This window comes from Aurantimonas aggregata (assembly GCF_010500835.1).
GTDB lineage: Bacteria > Pseudomonadota > Alphaproteobacteria > Rhizobiales > Rhizobiaceae > Aurantimonas > Aurantimonas aggregata.
Window position 1 is genome coordinate 1 of record NZ_JAAAMJ010000029.1, and the last position, 14463, is coordinate 14463.

At 65.2% G+C, this 14463-nt stretch carries 10 protein-coding genes and 1 pseudogene; 5 read left to right on the forward strand and 6 right to left on the reverse strand.

What is annotated here, in order from left to right; genetic code table 11:
- Together GTW51_RS20935 and GTW51_RS20940 are read left to right on the forward strand one after the other, a co-directional pair.
- Window positions 1-434: EAL domain-containing protein (locus GTW51_RS20935; RefSeq protein WP_163045990.1), on the forward strand; the 434-nt coding region annotated here is incomplete at its 5' end.
- 222 nt (window positions 435-656) lie between these two features.
- Complete coding sequence (locus GTW51_RS20940) at window positions 657-2888, forward strand: putative bifunctional diguanylate cyclase/phosphodiesterase (protein WP_163045991.1); 2232 nt, start codon at window positions 657-659, stop codon at window positions 2886-2888.
- A gap of 210 nt (window positions 2889-3098) precedes the next feature.
- On the opposite strand, the pseudogene GTW51_RS24685 reads toward GTW51_RS20940, so the two are convergent.
- The 4 genes and pseudogenes from GTW51_RS24685 to GTW51_RS20965 form a co-directional block, all read right to left on the reverse strand.
- Window positions 3099-3517: pseudogene (locus GTW51_RS24685) on the reverse strand (hypothetical protein); the annotation flags it as partial.
- A gap of 232 nt (window positions 3518-3749) precedes the next feature.
- A complete protein-coding gene (locus tag GTW51_RS20955; protein ID WP_163045994.1) occupies window positions 3750-4817 on the reverse strand; it encodes a lipocalin-like domain-containing protein in 1068 nt (355 codons plus the stop codon).
- Entirely contained in the window at window positions 4817-7342 is a 2526-nt protein-coding gene (locus GTW51_RS20960; RefSeq protein WP_163045995.1) for an FtsX-like permease family protein, read from the reverse strand. Before GTW51_RS20960 ends, GTW51_RS20955 begins: the two co-directional genes overlap by 1 nt.
- Window positions 7332-7997 (reverse strand): ABC transporter ATP-binding protein, encoded by a 666-nt coding sequence (locus GTW51_RS20965; protein ID WP_246233318.1) that lies wholly within the window; start codon window positions 7995-7997, stop codon window positions 7332-7334. Before GTW51_RS20965 ends, GTW51_RS20960 begins: the two co-directional genes overlap by 11 nt.
- Before the next feature lie 599 nt (window positions 7998-8596).
- Here GTW51_RS20965 and GTW51_RS20970 point away from each other — a divergent pair.
- Window positions 8597-9520 carry a sodium:solute symporter family transporter gene (locus tag GTW51_RS20970; protein ID WP_163045997.1) on the forward strand — a complete coding sequence of 308 codons (924 nt, stop codon included), beginning with the start codon at window positions 8597-8599 and terminating at the stop codon, window positions 9518-9520.
- 123 nt (window positions 9521-9643) lie between these two features.
- Complete coding sequence (locus tag GTW51_RS20975; RefSeq protein WP_163045998.1) at window positions 9644-9865, forward strand: hypothetical protein; 222 nt, start codon at window positions 9644-9646, stop codon at window positions 9863-9865.
- On the opposite strand, the gene GTW51_RS20980 is transcribed toward GTW51_RS20975, so the two are convergent.
- Both GTW51_RS20980 and GTW51_RS20985 read right to left on the reverse strand, forming a co-directional pair.
- Window positions 9853-11877, reverse strand: a complete 2025-nt coding sequence (locus GTW51_RS20980) for a sensor domain-containing diguanylate cyclase (RefSeq protein WP_163045999.1) — start codon at window positions 11875-11877, stop codon at window positions 9853-9855. The genes GTW51_RS20975 and GTW51_RS20980 overlap by 13 nt on opposite strands.
- 302 nt (window positions 11878-12179) lie before the next feature.
- Window positions 12180-13670, reverse strand: a complete 1491-nt coding sequence (locus GTW51_RS20985) for an alanine/glycine:cation symporter family protein (protein ID WP_163046000.1) — start codon at window positions 13668-13670, stop codon at window positions 12180-12182.
- A gap of 501 nt (window positions 13671-14171) precedes the next feature.
- Between GTW51_RS20985 and GTW51_RS20990 the strand changes: the two genes are divergently transcribed.
- Window positions 14172-14429 (forward strand): hypothetical protein, encoded by a 258-nt coding sequence (locus GTW51_RS20990; RefSeq protein WP_163046001.1) that lies wholly within the window; start codon window positions 14172-14174, stop codon window positions 14427-14429.
- Window positions 14430-14463: the final 34 nt, after the last annotated feature.

Here is a 14463-nt window from a genome sequence, read left to right on the forward strand (position 1 = left end):
CCGCTCAGAAACGGGCAGAAACGTCATGCGAACCCTTGGATCGCTCCAAGGACGGCGCCAGACTCGCGTCTCCGGATGATCCCCGCGGCAAAAACCACCGAAAGCGGAGGGTTCTTGCGGGTGTCCACCTCCAGCAGTTCCCGGTAGATGTCTTGAAGATCGACAAATCATTCGTGTCGCCGATCGTCGCCGATGTCGGGTCCGGTGCTGTTGTGGTCAACGCAGTGCTCCAGATGGCACGTAGCCTAAAAATCGGGACTGTCGCGGAAGGCGTGGAGACGATTTCCCAAGCCGAGTACTTGCGCGCAAGAGGCTGCGACATCGCCCAAGGCTACCTATTCGGGCGACCATCCCCGGCGGATCGGGTTCCGGCTCTGTGCAAGCCCTCGGCAACGACAGGTTACCCGAACTACCTCGTGACAATGATAAGCTGATCTCAGGATGAAAGAGCGGCAGGAAACGGTCAGGGAATTTTCGGCGAGATGCGCCTACTCCGGTAGGCGATTTGAGCTTCGGTCAGCCTGTGGACGTCAAGACAGAACTGGCCCCTCGTTCAGAGGCTCGGAAGGCTTCGTTCATGCTACAGGTGGCATGCCTTCACCTTTAAGGTTGTTTTCCAGATGGCCCTCGTCAGGATGGCTCGGTACGGAAACCCGATGATCGACAATTTTGCGCAGCCAAGCCGGCGCCTGTTCTTCCTGAAGATTATGCTGCCGATGCTGGCCGCGGCATTGGTCCTAAATGGCATTGTGGCGTCGCTGCTGTGGTGGTCCGCCTCGGAATCGGATCGTGTCTCGATCGACCGCCAGCACATGTTGGTCGATGTAGTGGTCGCGAAAATCCGGTCGAAGATCGCTCATGACCAGGAAAGCGTGACGGTTTGGGACGACGCTGTCTCAGAGGTCCGAAACCCAGGCGGCGCAGAATGGATCGACGCCAATTTGGGCTCCTGGATGGCCAGCTATTTCGGGCATGACCGTGCGTATGTCTTGAATTCCGCTGATAGGCCCGTCTATGCGTTTGCCGGCGGCTCCCAGCAGGAGCCGTCGGCATTTGAAACTGTCCAGCCACAGGCCCTGCCCCTCGTTGAGGAGCTGCGGTCTCGCTTGGAGGCGGGAGATACCGAAGGTATAACCGATCGGACGCTGACGCTTGGGGCGTCCGATCTCGTGAACATCGACGGCCGCCCGGCCATTCTCAGCGTCAAGCCCATCGTCTCCGACACCGGTGACCTCGTACAAGTATCTGGCGAGGAGTACGTGCATGTCGCTGCGCGCTATCTCGACGGCGAGTTCGTGGCCGGGCTCGAACGAGATTACCTCCTCGATAATCTGAGGTTCTCCTGGGATGCTGAGGTGCTCCCCGGTTGGGCAAAAGCCGCTCTTCTCCAGAACGATGGCCACCCACTTGGGTACCTTGTCTGGACGCCGTTTAGTCCCGGGTCCGCGGTACTATGGCGGGTTGGGCCTGTCATGCTGGGCCTCGCGGTCGCCAGCCTGATCGTCATGGTGGGACTGCTCGTGGCGCTGCGTCGGCGCTCGATCAACCTGTCACTGAGCGAAGCAGAGGTCCGGCATCTCGCCCACCACGATCTCCTGACCGGCCTCGCCAACCGCGCTCAACTGGCAAAACGCTTCGATGCAGCACTCGGAGACCGCTGGACCGGTGGGAACCTGACGCTGATCTATCTGGACCTCGACCACTTCAAGGAAGTGAATGACGCGCTGGGTCACCCTGCCGGCGACGAACTCCTGCGGGAATTTTCCGACCGCCTCAGGCGGATGACCACCGAGGCCGATACGGTTGCCCGCGTCGGCGGCGACGAATTCGTCGTTCTGACCCGCTCACTGTCGTCGTCTCAAGCGGTCGCAGAGTATTGCGCAAGTCTGATCGAGACGACCAGACGACCCTTCGACCTCGAAGGCACGCAAGTGTTTGTGGGAGCGAGCGTTGGGGCAGTCAGAGCGTCGCATCCGTCAGACGATCGTGAGGAACTGTCCCGCAGGGCCGACGTCGCGCTCTATCATTCCAAGCGGTCGGGGCGCAGCAGCTATACGCTGTACGACCCGCAACTCGATCAGGCGGCGACACTGCGCCGGAACATGGAGCGGGATCTGCGAACGGCGTTGGACCGCCCTGGTGAGCTTGAAGTCCACTATCAGCCGTTAATCCGCGCGACCGACGGCACGATATCCGGATTCGAGGCCCTGCTGCGTTGGCATCACCCGGTTCAAGGATCGATCCCGCCGGCGGCGTTCATACCAGTGGCTGAGGAGACGGGCCTTATTCTACGCCTGGGTGCTTGGGTACTTCAGCAGGTCTGCACCGACACTCGCGGCTGGTTGGTCGAAACCGTGGCGGTAAACGCGTCTATGGTCGAGTTGCAGGATGTTCACTACGCCGCGCGCGTCGAGAAGATCCTTCTCGAAAACGGGATGGCCCCGCACCGCCTCGAGTTGGAGATCACCGAAAGCGCCTTCTGCGAGAGGGCCACGGATTGCGAGAAGAACATCACGCACCTGCGCCAGCTCGGCGTCAAGTTTGCGCTCGACGACTTCGGTACCGGCTTCTCGTCGCTGGGCCGACTTCACAGCCTCCATGCGGAACGCCTGAAGATCGACAGAAGCTTCGTGGCGGGATTTGGCACCGACAAAGGCGATGAAGCAATCGTGCAGGCCATCGTCGACCTGGCGCAGGCGGTCGGCATGATGACTACCGCCGAGGGCGTCGAGACGTCGGAGCAACGGGATCTCCTCGCCGCGATGGGTTGCGATCAGCTACAGGGCTTCTTGCTTTCCCGGCCGCTGCCCGCCAGAGAGATCGAGCAGTTGCTACGTGCCAGATCGCTCGAGGTGGGATCCGGGGATCGGTATACCGCCAGACGGTAGCCGACCGTGAGAGGTGCTGGATGCCAGACTGCCGCGGAAAGCAACTTCTATAAAGGCGATTGTAGACGACGGCCGGCAGGACCTCTTGCTACCACTCTCGGCGAGTAGCCCGAACGTCACCGAGACTCGCCTTCAGGCTTACTAACCAGCCGCAGCGACGACCCTGTCGCGCCCGTTGGCCTTCGCTTCGTAAAGCGCCCGGTCAGCCGACTGAATTAACCAGGCGACGTCTCGCAATTCCGCTCCTACCTCGGCGTTGAGTGTAGCAAGGCCCGCGCTGATCGTCACAACCCCATGGCTGCCGCCCGAGTGCGGGATTGCCAGTTCCCGGACTGCGAGACGGACCACCTCGGCGCGCTCCACCGCTCCGAGTGAGTTTGTAGCGGGCATCACCGCCGCAAGTTCTTCTGCGCCGTGAAGTCGCCAAGGCGCCGGAGGCTCTCTTTGAGGGCGGCAGCGATCCGCCGAAGACATGCGTCACCGGCCGGGTGCCCGTATGTGTCGTTGAAGGCCTTGAAGCTGTCGACGTCGGTCATGAGGAAGCTGAGGTCGGACTTGGCGCGCACCGCCCGGGCGAACTCGGTCTCCAGTTGATCATCGAGGGCGCGTCGATTGGCAAGACCGGTCATTGTGAACCGGGAACAGCTTGAAGCATTCGGCTTCCGCGAACCCGTTCGCCTACGCTGTCGGGAAGGGGTTGGAAGCCTGCGGTGACGCAAGGCCGTTGTTACCTACCGCACCTTTCGGCCAAGTGATCTTGAGCCCTGCAGGGAGTGTCCGGTTTCGAGGGCGGCGTCCAGCATTCTGAACGACCGAAAAGGGCGCTGAGCCGCCGGGCCATCGTGTCCCGCCGGCTGCTGTCTACAGCGAAAGCGGCAAGGCGTATCCGGTGAGTTCTAGATAGCCTTTCCCGCCAGGCGTGCGGACGGCTCCCTCCCAGTAGACCGGCAGACCGGTGGCGCGGCCGTCGAGTTCCTGATCATCGAACAGGGGCGACAGCGGGAAGCGGCGCTCGCCTTCCGGCAGGCGCAGCGTCAGCACCTGTTCGACGGGATAGAGCGCATCGGTGCGGGGGGAGCGCCAGCGCCGGACGGCGGCGAAGGTCACGTCGCCGGGGGCGAAGCGGGTGATGCTGCCGTCCGTCCGGCGCAGTGAGCCCCCGGCCCAGACCGTCTGGTCATCACGGTCTCGGATGCGGAACGCGACCAGCGCGCCGCCGTCGTCGAGATTGAGGCCGGCCCACTCCCAGCCGACCGCGCCGGGCGAGAGGAAGTTGGAGGACCACTCGCGATCAAGCCATGCCGTGCCGGTGACGCTCGATGCCGCGCCCTCGCGCGTCAACGTCCCGGCTACTTCCAGATGCGGCATGGAGTAATAGTGACTGGCATCGCCGGGTCCCGGGCCCTTGCGGCTGAAGCCCGCCTCCCCTTGCAGGAAGATCTCCTGCGTCGGGGCGAGCGTCAGCGCGAGAGCAAATTCGGGCGTCGAGACCTCGGTGGTGAGGCGCCCGTCCGGCTTGCGCTTGAGGCTCCAGTCGCGGAGGACGACGGCGGCATCGCTGGTCGCTGCCTCGGCAATGCCGAAGCCGACGCGCGCGGCCCGCTCGCCGTGCAGGAGGCGGCCAATCTCGGGGTCGGACAAAGCGGCATGGGCGAACAACACTTGGGAAGGCGCAAAGCGGCTGGGATTGGCGGGATCGACCTCCGGCCGGCTCCGGAAGAACGTCACCTGGAAGCCGAGCTCGCTTCCATCTTCGGTGGTCAGCCAGCCGGTGAGGTACCACCATTCGAGCCGAAAATCCGGATGCGCGCCGTGGTCGCCCGGAAAGGCGAGAGCGACATCTGGTTGCACCCGGGCAAAGTGGCTTCCGGCCTGGACCGCCACCGTGGCGCCGAGGAAGAGCGCGAGGATCGCGGCAAGCCAGCGCATCACCAGTCCTCCCGGACAGCGAGCACTGCGTTCGTCGCGGTCGCCCGCCGCCCCGCCAGCATGGCGGTGACGGACGCGGCGAAGACGAGTGCGGCGAACACGGCCGTGATCGTGCCGACGGGCACGATCGTCGCCATCGTCCAGTTGAACGACTGCGGGTTGATGACGTGGATCAGGATCTGGCTGAGCGCGCCCCCGAGCAGCACGCCGGCGATGCCGCCGATGACGCCAAGCAGCGCGCCTTCGATACCGAGCATCGCCATGATCTGCCGTTTCTCCACGCCGAGATGGGCGAGCATGCCGAACTCGCGAACCCGCGCGATGGTCTGCGAGGACATCGTCGCGGCCACGCCCGCGAGGCCGACGAGGATCGCCACCGCCTGGAGCACATAGGTGACGGCAAAGCTGCGGTCGAACAGCTCCAGGGCGAAGCGGCGTAGCGTCGCGGGCTGGGCGATCGAGACCGAGGATCGAAGCTCGGCCGGAAGCGCTTCGAGGAGCGTGCGGCCGACGGCGTCCGGATCGGCGCCGGGGTCGATCGTGACGGAAGCCTCGTCACGATCCGCGTCGCCGGTGAGGCGGGTGTAATCCTCGCCGCGGATCACGAGCGCGCCCTGCTGGCGGGAATAGTCCCGCCAGATCCCCGAGACCGTCAACGCTTCTCCGGCGCCGATGGGCAGGTCGACGGCATCGCCGACGCGCCAGCCATAGAGTCGGGCCGCCGGCTCGGACACCCAAACCGGGATCGACCCCGGCACCTGCGCCGCGGCTTCCTCAATCAGGACGAGCGAAGCCTGCGGCCCGTCCAGCGAACGGGCGATCAGGGCGACGGGCGGCTGATCGGGGATGAGCGTCAGCGGGATCTGGCGGCTGAAGGAAAGGCCGGCGACGCCGGGCACGCCTGCGAGCCGGGCCTGAAGCGCGGGATCGAAGCCGGCGCTGCCCTCGGCGCGCAGATAAAGATCGGACGACAGCACCTCCCCCAGCCATTCGTCGACCGCCCCCCGGAAACTCGTCACCATCGTTGCCATCGCGATGACCAGCGCGGTGCTGGCGACGATGCCGCAGAGGGCCGTCGCCGCCTCGGCGGGGGCGCCGTGCACATGGCGGACAGCGAGCAGGCCCGGCACGCTGGTGGTGCGGCGCACGGCCAGAGGAGCGAGCAGCCGGCGCGCCAGCCAGGGCACGCCCGCGACGCCGCCCGCCAGAAGCAGCGCCATGCCGACGAAGCCGAACACCGGTAGGCCGCCGACGGGCGGGAGCAGGGAAGCGAGCGCACCGGCCGCGATCAGGACGAGCGCCGGCAGGAACGGCACTGCGACGCGCGGGTCGAGCATGTCGCCGCTGTTCTTCAGCGCGGCGGCGGGCGCTGCCTGCGAGGCGGCGCGAGCAGGCAGCACGCTGCCGAGCATGGCGGCGGCAATGCCGAGCGCGAAGAACACCGCGGCGGCGAACGGCTGGAAGACAATCCTCACATCGCCGCCCCGGAAGTAGCCCGCGCCGAGATCGCCGCCGAACCAGCGCAGCGCGAAACTGGCAAGCGCGGCCCCGAGGGCAAGGCCGAGCAGCGCGCCGACGATGCCGATCGCAAGGCCCTCCAGCGCCACCACGGCGACGATGCCACGACGGGGCAGGCCGAGGGTGCGCACGAGCGCAAAGGCGCGAAGCCGCCGCGCCACCGACAGCGATTGCGCCGAGAAGACGAGAAAACCGCCGGTGACGAGCGCCACCAGCGCCAGCATGTCGAGATTGACGCGGTAGGCGCGCGACAGGGCGCTTCCCTGTGCGAGTTCCGTCTCGTCGCTCCCCAGCACGACATCGCCCGGCAGCCACTGCGAAAGGGACCGCTCCGCGGCCCCACGGTGGGCGAGGCTGAGATCCACGCGGTCGAGGCGACCTAGCCTGTCGAAGCGCCATTGCACGGCGGCGATGTCCATGACGCCGATCGCCTGCCCGTCCCCAACACCGGGCAGGATTCCGGCGATGACCAACGCCACGGTGCGGCCGTTGGCGTTGACGCTCAGCGTCTCGCCGACCGCGCCGCCCGTCGCATCGAGCACGGCGCGCGAGACGAACAGGGCGCTCTCGTCGAAGACATTGGCGCCGCCGGAATCGGGTCCGCCCGATTGCTGGCCGACGAGGCTCGGCGTCACGGCCGCAGCGCGGAGAATGTCGAGCCCAAGCAGCGTAAAGCGCGCTTCGCCCGCCTGTGCATCAAGGGCGACGACGGGACTCGCATCCCCGACACCGGGCGAATCCATGATACGCGGATAGAGCATCTCGTCGAAGCCGAGCGGGCTCGCCGCGCGCACCTGGAGGTCGGCCGCGCCGTTGACGCTGCGCACCGCGCCGTCGAAGGAAGCGAGGGCCGAGCCGTTGATCAAGTGGATCGCAAAGCCGAGCGCGACCCCCACGGCGATGGCGATCATCGTGCCGAGGAAGCGCGCCGGATGGGCGCGCGCCTCGCCGAGGATCAGCCATCGGAGCGCCAGGCGGGCGGAGACGAGGTCCGTCCTAGTCGTCATGGCGTTCCACGAGCCCTTCGGCGGTCAGCGTCAGGACGCGGTCGGCGATCCGGGCGGTGGTCCGGGAATGGGTGACGACGACCCCGGCCGCGCCTCCCTGCCGCACGGCGTCCGCGAAGAGCGCGAGCACCTTGCCGGCTGTGTCGGGATCGAGATTGCCGGTCGGCTCGTCGGCGAGGATCAGCGCCGGCCGATGCACGAGTGCCCGCGCGATCGCGACCCGTTGCATCTCCCCGCCGGAGAGGTCGCGGGCATAGCCGTCGCCGCGCGAGCCGAGGCCGACGGCGCCGAGCATCGCGTCAGCGCGCGCGTCGATCGTCGCGGCGTCGGCGGAAACGAGGGCCAGCGGCAAGGCGACGTTCTGGCGCAGCGTCAGATAGGGCAGGATATGAAAGGCTTGGAAGACGAACCCGATGCGCTCGCGCCGCAGCCGCGTTCGCTGCGTGTCGTCGAGGGCGCACAGCGCCACGCCCTCGATCGATACGTCGCCCGCATCGCTGCCGTCGAGCCCGGCAAGGATGTTCAGCAGCGTCGACTTGCCGACGCCGGACTCACCCACGATTGCCACCAGCTCTCCCGCCGTGACGGCAAGGTCGAGCCCGGCGAACAGGCGCCGACCGCCCGGCACCGACTTGGCAAGTCCGCGGACGGTCAAGGTAGCTACCGTATGGTTCAAGGGGATCTTTCGTTGAATCACGCAAGGTGGTCAGGATCTAACGCTACAGGCCCTGCCGCGCGTTCCCAAACTCATAGTTAAAACGCTCGGAAAGGCAGCTTCCAGATCCCATGGAAGCGCCCGGCAATCGAGCCGTTCCCGTGCGAGCCGGCGCGGTCGCGACGATGCGGTCTCATCCGGATCGCCGACGTGCACAAAGGCAGGCCCTGGAAATGATTTCTGCGATCCGGTCGATGCCGAGCGAACGGCGGCTGCGGCGTCTGAATGATCGTTGCAACGGCAAACGGCGTTTACTGAAGTCATGGGGGCGTTTGCCCCTCTGGGCATCCGGGGTAGTTCGGCAACTGCCATGCATGGACAGCTTGACCTCGTGAAGGACGGCCCGAACCGGGTGGATGGTCCACAGGGCGACTGATGCCGTTTCGAAGTGGCCGTCGTGCCCGGTCAGGACAGCGGGTCCGGCTTGGGCACCGACCGCAGATGCGGCTTCGCCTGGAAGGTCCAGCCATCTTCATAGCGCTCGAACAGATCACTGACCCGGCGATCGGCGCCACCCTCGTCGAAGCCAGGCCGTCGTCATGATCGTCGCCTCCGTCGCCGTCGTCGGCTTCGTCGTCGCCGAACTCGGCGGCTTCACGGCGTTGTTCGACGCGGTTGGTGAGAGAAACCCGGCGATGCTCACCGTACCGGGCCCGGGCCTGTTCTCCTTCACCACCTTCCTCGGCCTGACGATCCCGTGGTTCTTCTTCGCGATCTCCAACCCGCAGGTCTCCCAGCGCCTCTTCATGCCCGCCTCGCTGGGCGCGCTGCGGCGGATGCTCATGATCTTCCTCGTCTTCGGCTTCGTCTACACGCTGGTGTCGGTGCTATGGGGCTTCTCCGCCTTCGTCGCCTTCCCCGATCTCGCCAATCCCGATCTGGCCACCTCGACGCTCTTGGCATCGGACTTCGTGCCGCCGGTCCTCGGCGTCGTCGTCATGATCGGCATCCTGGCGGCTGCCGTCTCGACGATCGACTCGATCCTGCTGACCCTCTCCTCGATGGTCGCCCGCGACGTCTATGCCAATGTTGCGACAAGGACCGACGACCGCAAACAGCTGATGATCGGCAAGCTGATCATCCCGGTCATCTCGCTGATTGCGCTCGGCTTCGCCGCGATGCAATTTAGCCTGATCGCGGTCCTCGCAGTCGCCGCCTCGACCGGCCTCGTGGTCGTCGTTCCGGCGATCGTCGGCGCGTTCTTCTGGAAGCGCGGCACAGCCGCCGGGGCGCTGGCCTCGATCGTCGGCGGCGGCATCTTCGTCGTCGCGATGTATTTCACCGGCAACTCGGTCCTCGGCCTCAATGCCGGCATCCTCGGCTTCCCGGTCTCGGCAGCACTGTTCGTCGCAGTGAGCCTTGCGACACGCAGCCGGCCCGACCTCGCCGAGGACTTCATCGCAACCGCCGACTCCTCGCTGCGCACGTCCGGTCTTGCGGTCCGGCCCGCCGCCGCTGCCTGATCGGGCGGATAACCGGCGAGGCTTCGCCGGCCAGGGATGCAGAGGCTCGCGCTCCGGCGCGGGCCTCTCTCGTTCCCGGCGAGGGAAAATTCCTCGAGGTGAAGCAGCCGAGGCGGACGCTGCGTGGTCGAGCCCGTCGCAGCAAGCCGACCAGCAGCGGCTACCGGACGCGGGCCAACGGCCTTACTCGCGCCGCTGATCTTCTTCTTCGGCACCGGCATCGGCCGCGGCCAGTATGCGGAGAGCAGCTTCAAAGCGATTGTTGACGACGGCCAGCAGAACCGCCTGCTACCCTTCTCGGCAAGTAGCCCGAGCGTTGCCGTTCACCGCCTTCAGGCTTGCTGAGCAGAAGCAGCGACGACCTTGTCGCGCCCGTTGGCCTTCGCTTCGTAGAGCGCCCGGTCAGCGGATCGGATCAACCAGGCGGCGTCCCGCAATTCCGCTCCGGCTCCGGCGGCGAGCGTCGCAACGCCTACAGAGATCGTCACGATCCCATGGCTGCTTCCCGAGTTCGGGATCGCCAGTTCCCGGACTGCGAGACGCACCACCTCGGCCCGTTCCACTGCTCCAGGCGAGTTTGTCCCGGGCATCACCGCCGCAAGCTCTTCTCCGCCATAACGCGCCGTGAGGTCTCCCGGGCGTCGCAGACTCTCCTTGAGGGCGGCGGCGATCCGGCGCAGGCACTCGTCGCCGGCCGGGTGGCCGTATGTATCATTGAAGGCCTTGAAGCTATCGACGTCGATCATGAGGAAGCTAAGGTCAGAATCGGCGCGCACCGCCCGGCCGAACTCGATCTCCAGTTGTTCGTCGAGGGCGCGTCGATTGGCGAGGCCGGTAAGACCATCTGTCGAGGCCAGACGCTCAAGCTTGAGGTTTGCTTCGGCAAGCTGGGCCTCGATCATCTTGCGGTCGGTGAAGTCTCTCATCACGAAAACGGTGCCCGCGCCGTCATCAAGCGGCTTGCCGGCAACCTCCACCCAGCGGTAGCCGCCGCCGCGATGGGCGACGCGGTAGTCAATCCCCGACACCGCTTGTCCCCCCATGACCGTACTCATCATCGTGTCGACGACCCCGACGTCGTCCGGATGCGCGAGATCACGCGGTCGCATGCCGATAAGTTCTCCCGGATCGTATCCGAGGACTGCGCGACTGGCAGGGGAAACGTAGATCCGCCGACCAGAGGCATCCGCGCAGGTGATGATGTCGACGGTGTTCTCCGCCAGGATGCGAAAGCGAGCCTCACTCGCGGCCACGATCTGCTCCGCATCCCGTCCGATCGAGAGCTTATTGGCCATCGCGGCGAGGACGTGACCGAACTGTTTAAGTTCCGGCGCTTGCCATCGTTCGAGATCCGCGGTGGCGCCGAAGTTTCCCGCACCGATCCTTGTCGCCACGTCCATGAGACGCCGGAGCGGGCGCAACTGCATGCGCTCGCTCAGCCACCAGACGAGAAAGGTCGCGACAAGGAGAACTGTCAGGAGCCCCACGGACGATACCGTCAGACGTTGGCGTACTGGCGCCATCAACGTCTTGCGATCCTTGCCCACTGCCAGGACGATGTTCTTGGCACCTGGAAGAGGAGCAAAGCCGAACACCTTTCCGACGCCATCGATCCCCATCACCTCCGCTGTTCCACCATTGGGCATACGGCGAACCGCGGTCATCAAGGGGTGCTCGGGGAAGGGCGCTCCAAAAGGAACACCAAGCAGCGGCGGGTAATGGAGGATGATCCGATTGGAGCTTGGCTCGAGCAGCAGCACCGTTTGTTCGCCGCCGTCGGACACCGCTTCGATATCCTGGGTCATGCTGTCGAGGTTCAGGCTGGCGAAGACGGCGCCGGCAAAGCCACCTTGGTTCTTCGGAAATCCACTTGCGGCGAGAACGGTCGGCTTGCCACTTACCTTCCCGATGACGAACTTGCCGACCAGGAATGCCGGTGAACCCGGCGCCATCATCCGGTCACGCAGCTCTAAATCGCTCAGTTTCTGTTGGACCCTGAGAGCGTTGTGGCAGGTGATCGTCCCCGCGGAATCGACGACCCCCACCGTGTTGTAGAGGGAATTGGCGGCCTTGACCTCCGCAAGAAACGACGAACATGCCGCGCCGCCGGTTGGAAGGACCGCAGGAACCAACTTTAGGGTTTCCAGGAGCATCCGTGTTTCGTCGAAGATCCGAGCCTCGGTCGCGGCAGCCAGTTTAGCAGCGGCACGGACACCGTCTTTTGCGGAGGCGATCGTCTGGGTGTGATCTGTCCATATGTAGAGGGCAAATGCTGCAGCCAGCGGGATCATGGTGAACCCGACGAGCGCGATCAGTCTATTGCGGATACCAACTGAACCGATGGAGGGTAGCTTCAAAATGTCTCGCTTCCACGGATAAGATGCCCATCGCGGCACGACGACATATCGATCTTTAGCAGAGTCTCGCCCGGATAGATGCAAGGCATCTCTGACGCATTTGCCATTGCACCCTCCCTGCCACGGTCGGATCCTCCCAGAAACCGAGCTGTCGGGAACTGGTTGGGTGCCAGCGGTGACCCTCGGCCGCGATTACCTGCGACACCTTCGGCCATGTGATGTTGAGCCTTCAAAAAATGTCCGGCTCATGGGCTCATTCCACCAAGTGAGGTGCTGCTCTAGGCGAAAGCGGTCCTGCAACATCATTGAGCCCCGGCTGGGTTCTCGCTCCGCCCTATGGCCCGATCCCGGTCTTCCGCGCCCGGTCGGGCCAGATGCGCATCGGGCCACGCCGCGTGATCGAGGTCGAGATCGGCAAATCTGGCCGGGTCGAAGACCGGACGCAGGGCGCCGGCCTTCAGCTGCGCCCTGAAATCGTTCAGGACCCGCATGAGCACCGGGAACAGCATGATGATCGCGATGAGGTTGACGAGCGCGAGGACGCCCATCAGCGGGTCCGAGAAGAAGAACACGGCCGTCGCGCCGGGCGCGGTGGCGCCCAGAAACACGATCCCGACGATGGCGATCCTCAGGACGTGGAGCGAAGCGGGGTGGTTCGTCATCACCCCGAGCGCCACCTCTCCGAGATAGTAATTGTAGATGATGGAGCTGAACGCGAAGAGCAGGATGGCGAAGGTCAGGTAGTATTGCGTCCACTCCCCGAGATGGCTCACCAGCGATTGCTGCGTCAGCACGACCCCGTCGATGTCGGCGCCCGGCACGTAGACCGGGCTCAGGAGGATGACGAACGCCGTGCACGAGCAGATGACGATCGTGTCGATGAAGACCGAGAAGGACTGCGTGATCCCCTGGCTGACCGGATGGCGGACATGCGCCGTCGCGGCGACGTTCGGCGCCGACCCGAGGCCCGCCTCGTTGGAGAAGAGGCCGCGCCGCAGCCCTTGCGCGATGGCGGCGCCCATGCCGCCGCCGACAGCCTCCTCGAACCCGAAGGCGTTGGCGACGATCATCCAGAGGACGCCGGGCAGCGACGTGATGTTGATGAGGATGATGACGAGCGCCATCGCGATGTAGCTGAGCGCCATGATCGGAATGACGATGTCGGCCACCTTGGCGATGCGCTTGATGCCGCCATAGACGATGAAGCCCGTAATGACGGCGAGCAGGAGCGCGCTCCAGATGCGGTCGATGCCGAGACTCTCGTCGACGGCGCCCGCGAAGGTGTTGCCCTGGAAGGCGTTGAACCCGATGGCGAAGGACAGGAGCAGGCAGACGGCGTAGATCACCGCGAGCCAGCGGTACTGGTGTCCGAGCCCGTAGAGGATGTACCCCGCCGGGCCGCCTTTGTAGGTGCCGTCCGTGGCAGGCCGCTTGTAGAGCTGCGCGAGGGTGGATTCGACGAGGCTCGTCGCCATGCCGACGAGGGCGATGGCCCACATCCAGAACACGGCTCCCGGCCCGCCGAGGGTGATGGCCACGGCGACGCCGGCGATGTTGCCGCCGCCGACCCGCCCGCCGACCGAAATGAGCAGCGCTTCGCGCGCACTGATCGCGTTCGGATCACCTGTCTGGTTCTTCGAAGACAGGACACGGAACATCCGGCCGAAGAACTGGAACTGGACGAAGCCTGTCATGGCCGTGATGAAGAGGCCGAATATCACGAGGATGGGGATAAGCGCCCACCCCCAGGTGAGATCCTCGATCAGTCGGAAGAACCCGAACACCAGTTCCATGCGCTCACTCCCCCGGCAACGGCCGGCTGCCCACTATGTCCACCGACCCGGTCGCGGACAAGCCAGTATCGCTCCCAGGATTGCGTCGCGGGCTGTCGAGTCGAGACCGCCCAGTTGCATTTCCCCGATAATCCGGCTCCTCGAATTGTCGAAGTGCGAGACTGAGCGGCGCCGGCTGACAAATGTTGCATTCATCACCTCCGCCTCACCCCGAAAGGCTGCTTATCGGCCTACCGCGGTCCGGGGCTGGCAGCGGGAACGAAGCCACGCCCGAGCGAGTTCTCGTTTCTTGAAAACCCAGAAGGTCATCATGGTTGGTATCGCTTTGTGGGCGTGGATCATCATCGCACCAGCTGTCGCGTTCGTTGCGCTTTCGGCGAAGAAGTAAAAGGCTCTTCACGCCAACCCTTCCGATCGCCCCGCGACGTGTGGACCTGCCTTTCGTCACTCGCACTTTGGTGACAGGCGGTTTGCGAGAGCAGGAGGCGATCGGGAGGAGCGGTGGAGCGGTTTCTGGACGGTTTCGGCCGCCTGCCTGTCGGCTACAGCGAGGGGCTCGTCCGTGGCCGACGCTATGGTGTGACGGTCCGACGCTCGGCCGACGGCAAGCGAAGCTGGTTGTTCGGTGAGGAACTCGCCGGCAACGACCATGTCAGCTGCAACCTCTACCGCCTGCGCGACCGGACCCTCCTGAAGCCGTGCGAAATGGCACCGGAAAAGGTGATCGATTTCGTTCTCGAGTTTCGCCCCCTGCCTTGAAGGCAGATTCGCGGGCGGGCGCGTTACGCCCGTG

Coding starts and splice junctions, on each gene's coding strand:
- GTW51_RS20940 (WP_163045991.1), top strand. CDS start 657: ATGATCGACAATTTTGCGCAGCCAAGCCGGCGCCTGTTCTTCCTGAAG.
- GTW51_RS20955 (WP_163045994.1), bottom strand. CDS start 4,817: ATGCGCTGGCTTGCCGCGATCCTCGCGCTCTTCCTCGGCGCCACGGTG.
- GTW51_RS20960 (WP_163045995.1), bottom strand. CDS start 7,342: ATGACGACTAGGACGGACCTCGTCTCCGCCCGCCTGGCGCTCCGATGG.
- GTW51_RS20970 (WP_163045997.1), top strand. CDS start 8,597: ATGATCGTCGCCTCCGTCGCCGTCGTCGGCTTCGTCGTCGCCGAACTC.
- GTW51_RS20985 (WP_163046000.1), bottom strand. CDS start 13,670: ATGGAACTGGTGTTCGGGTTCTTCCGACTGATCGAGGATCTCACCTGG.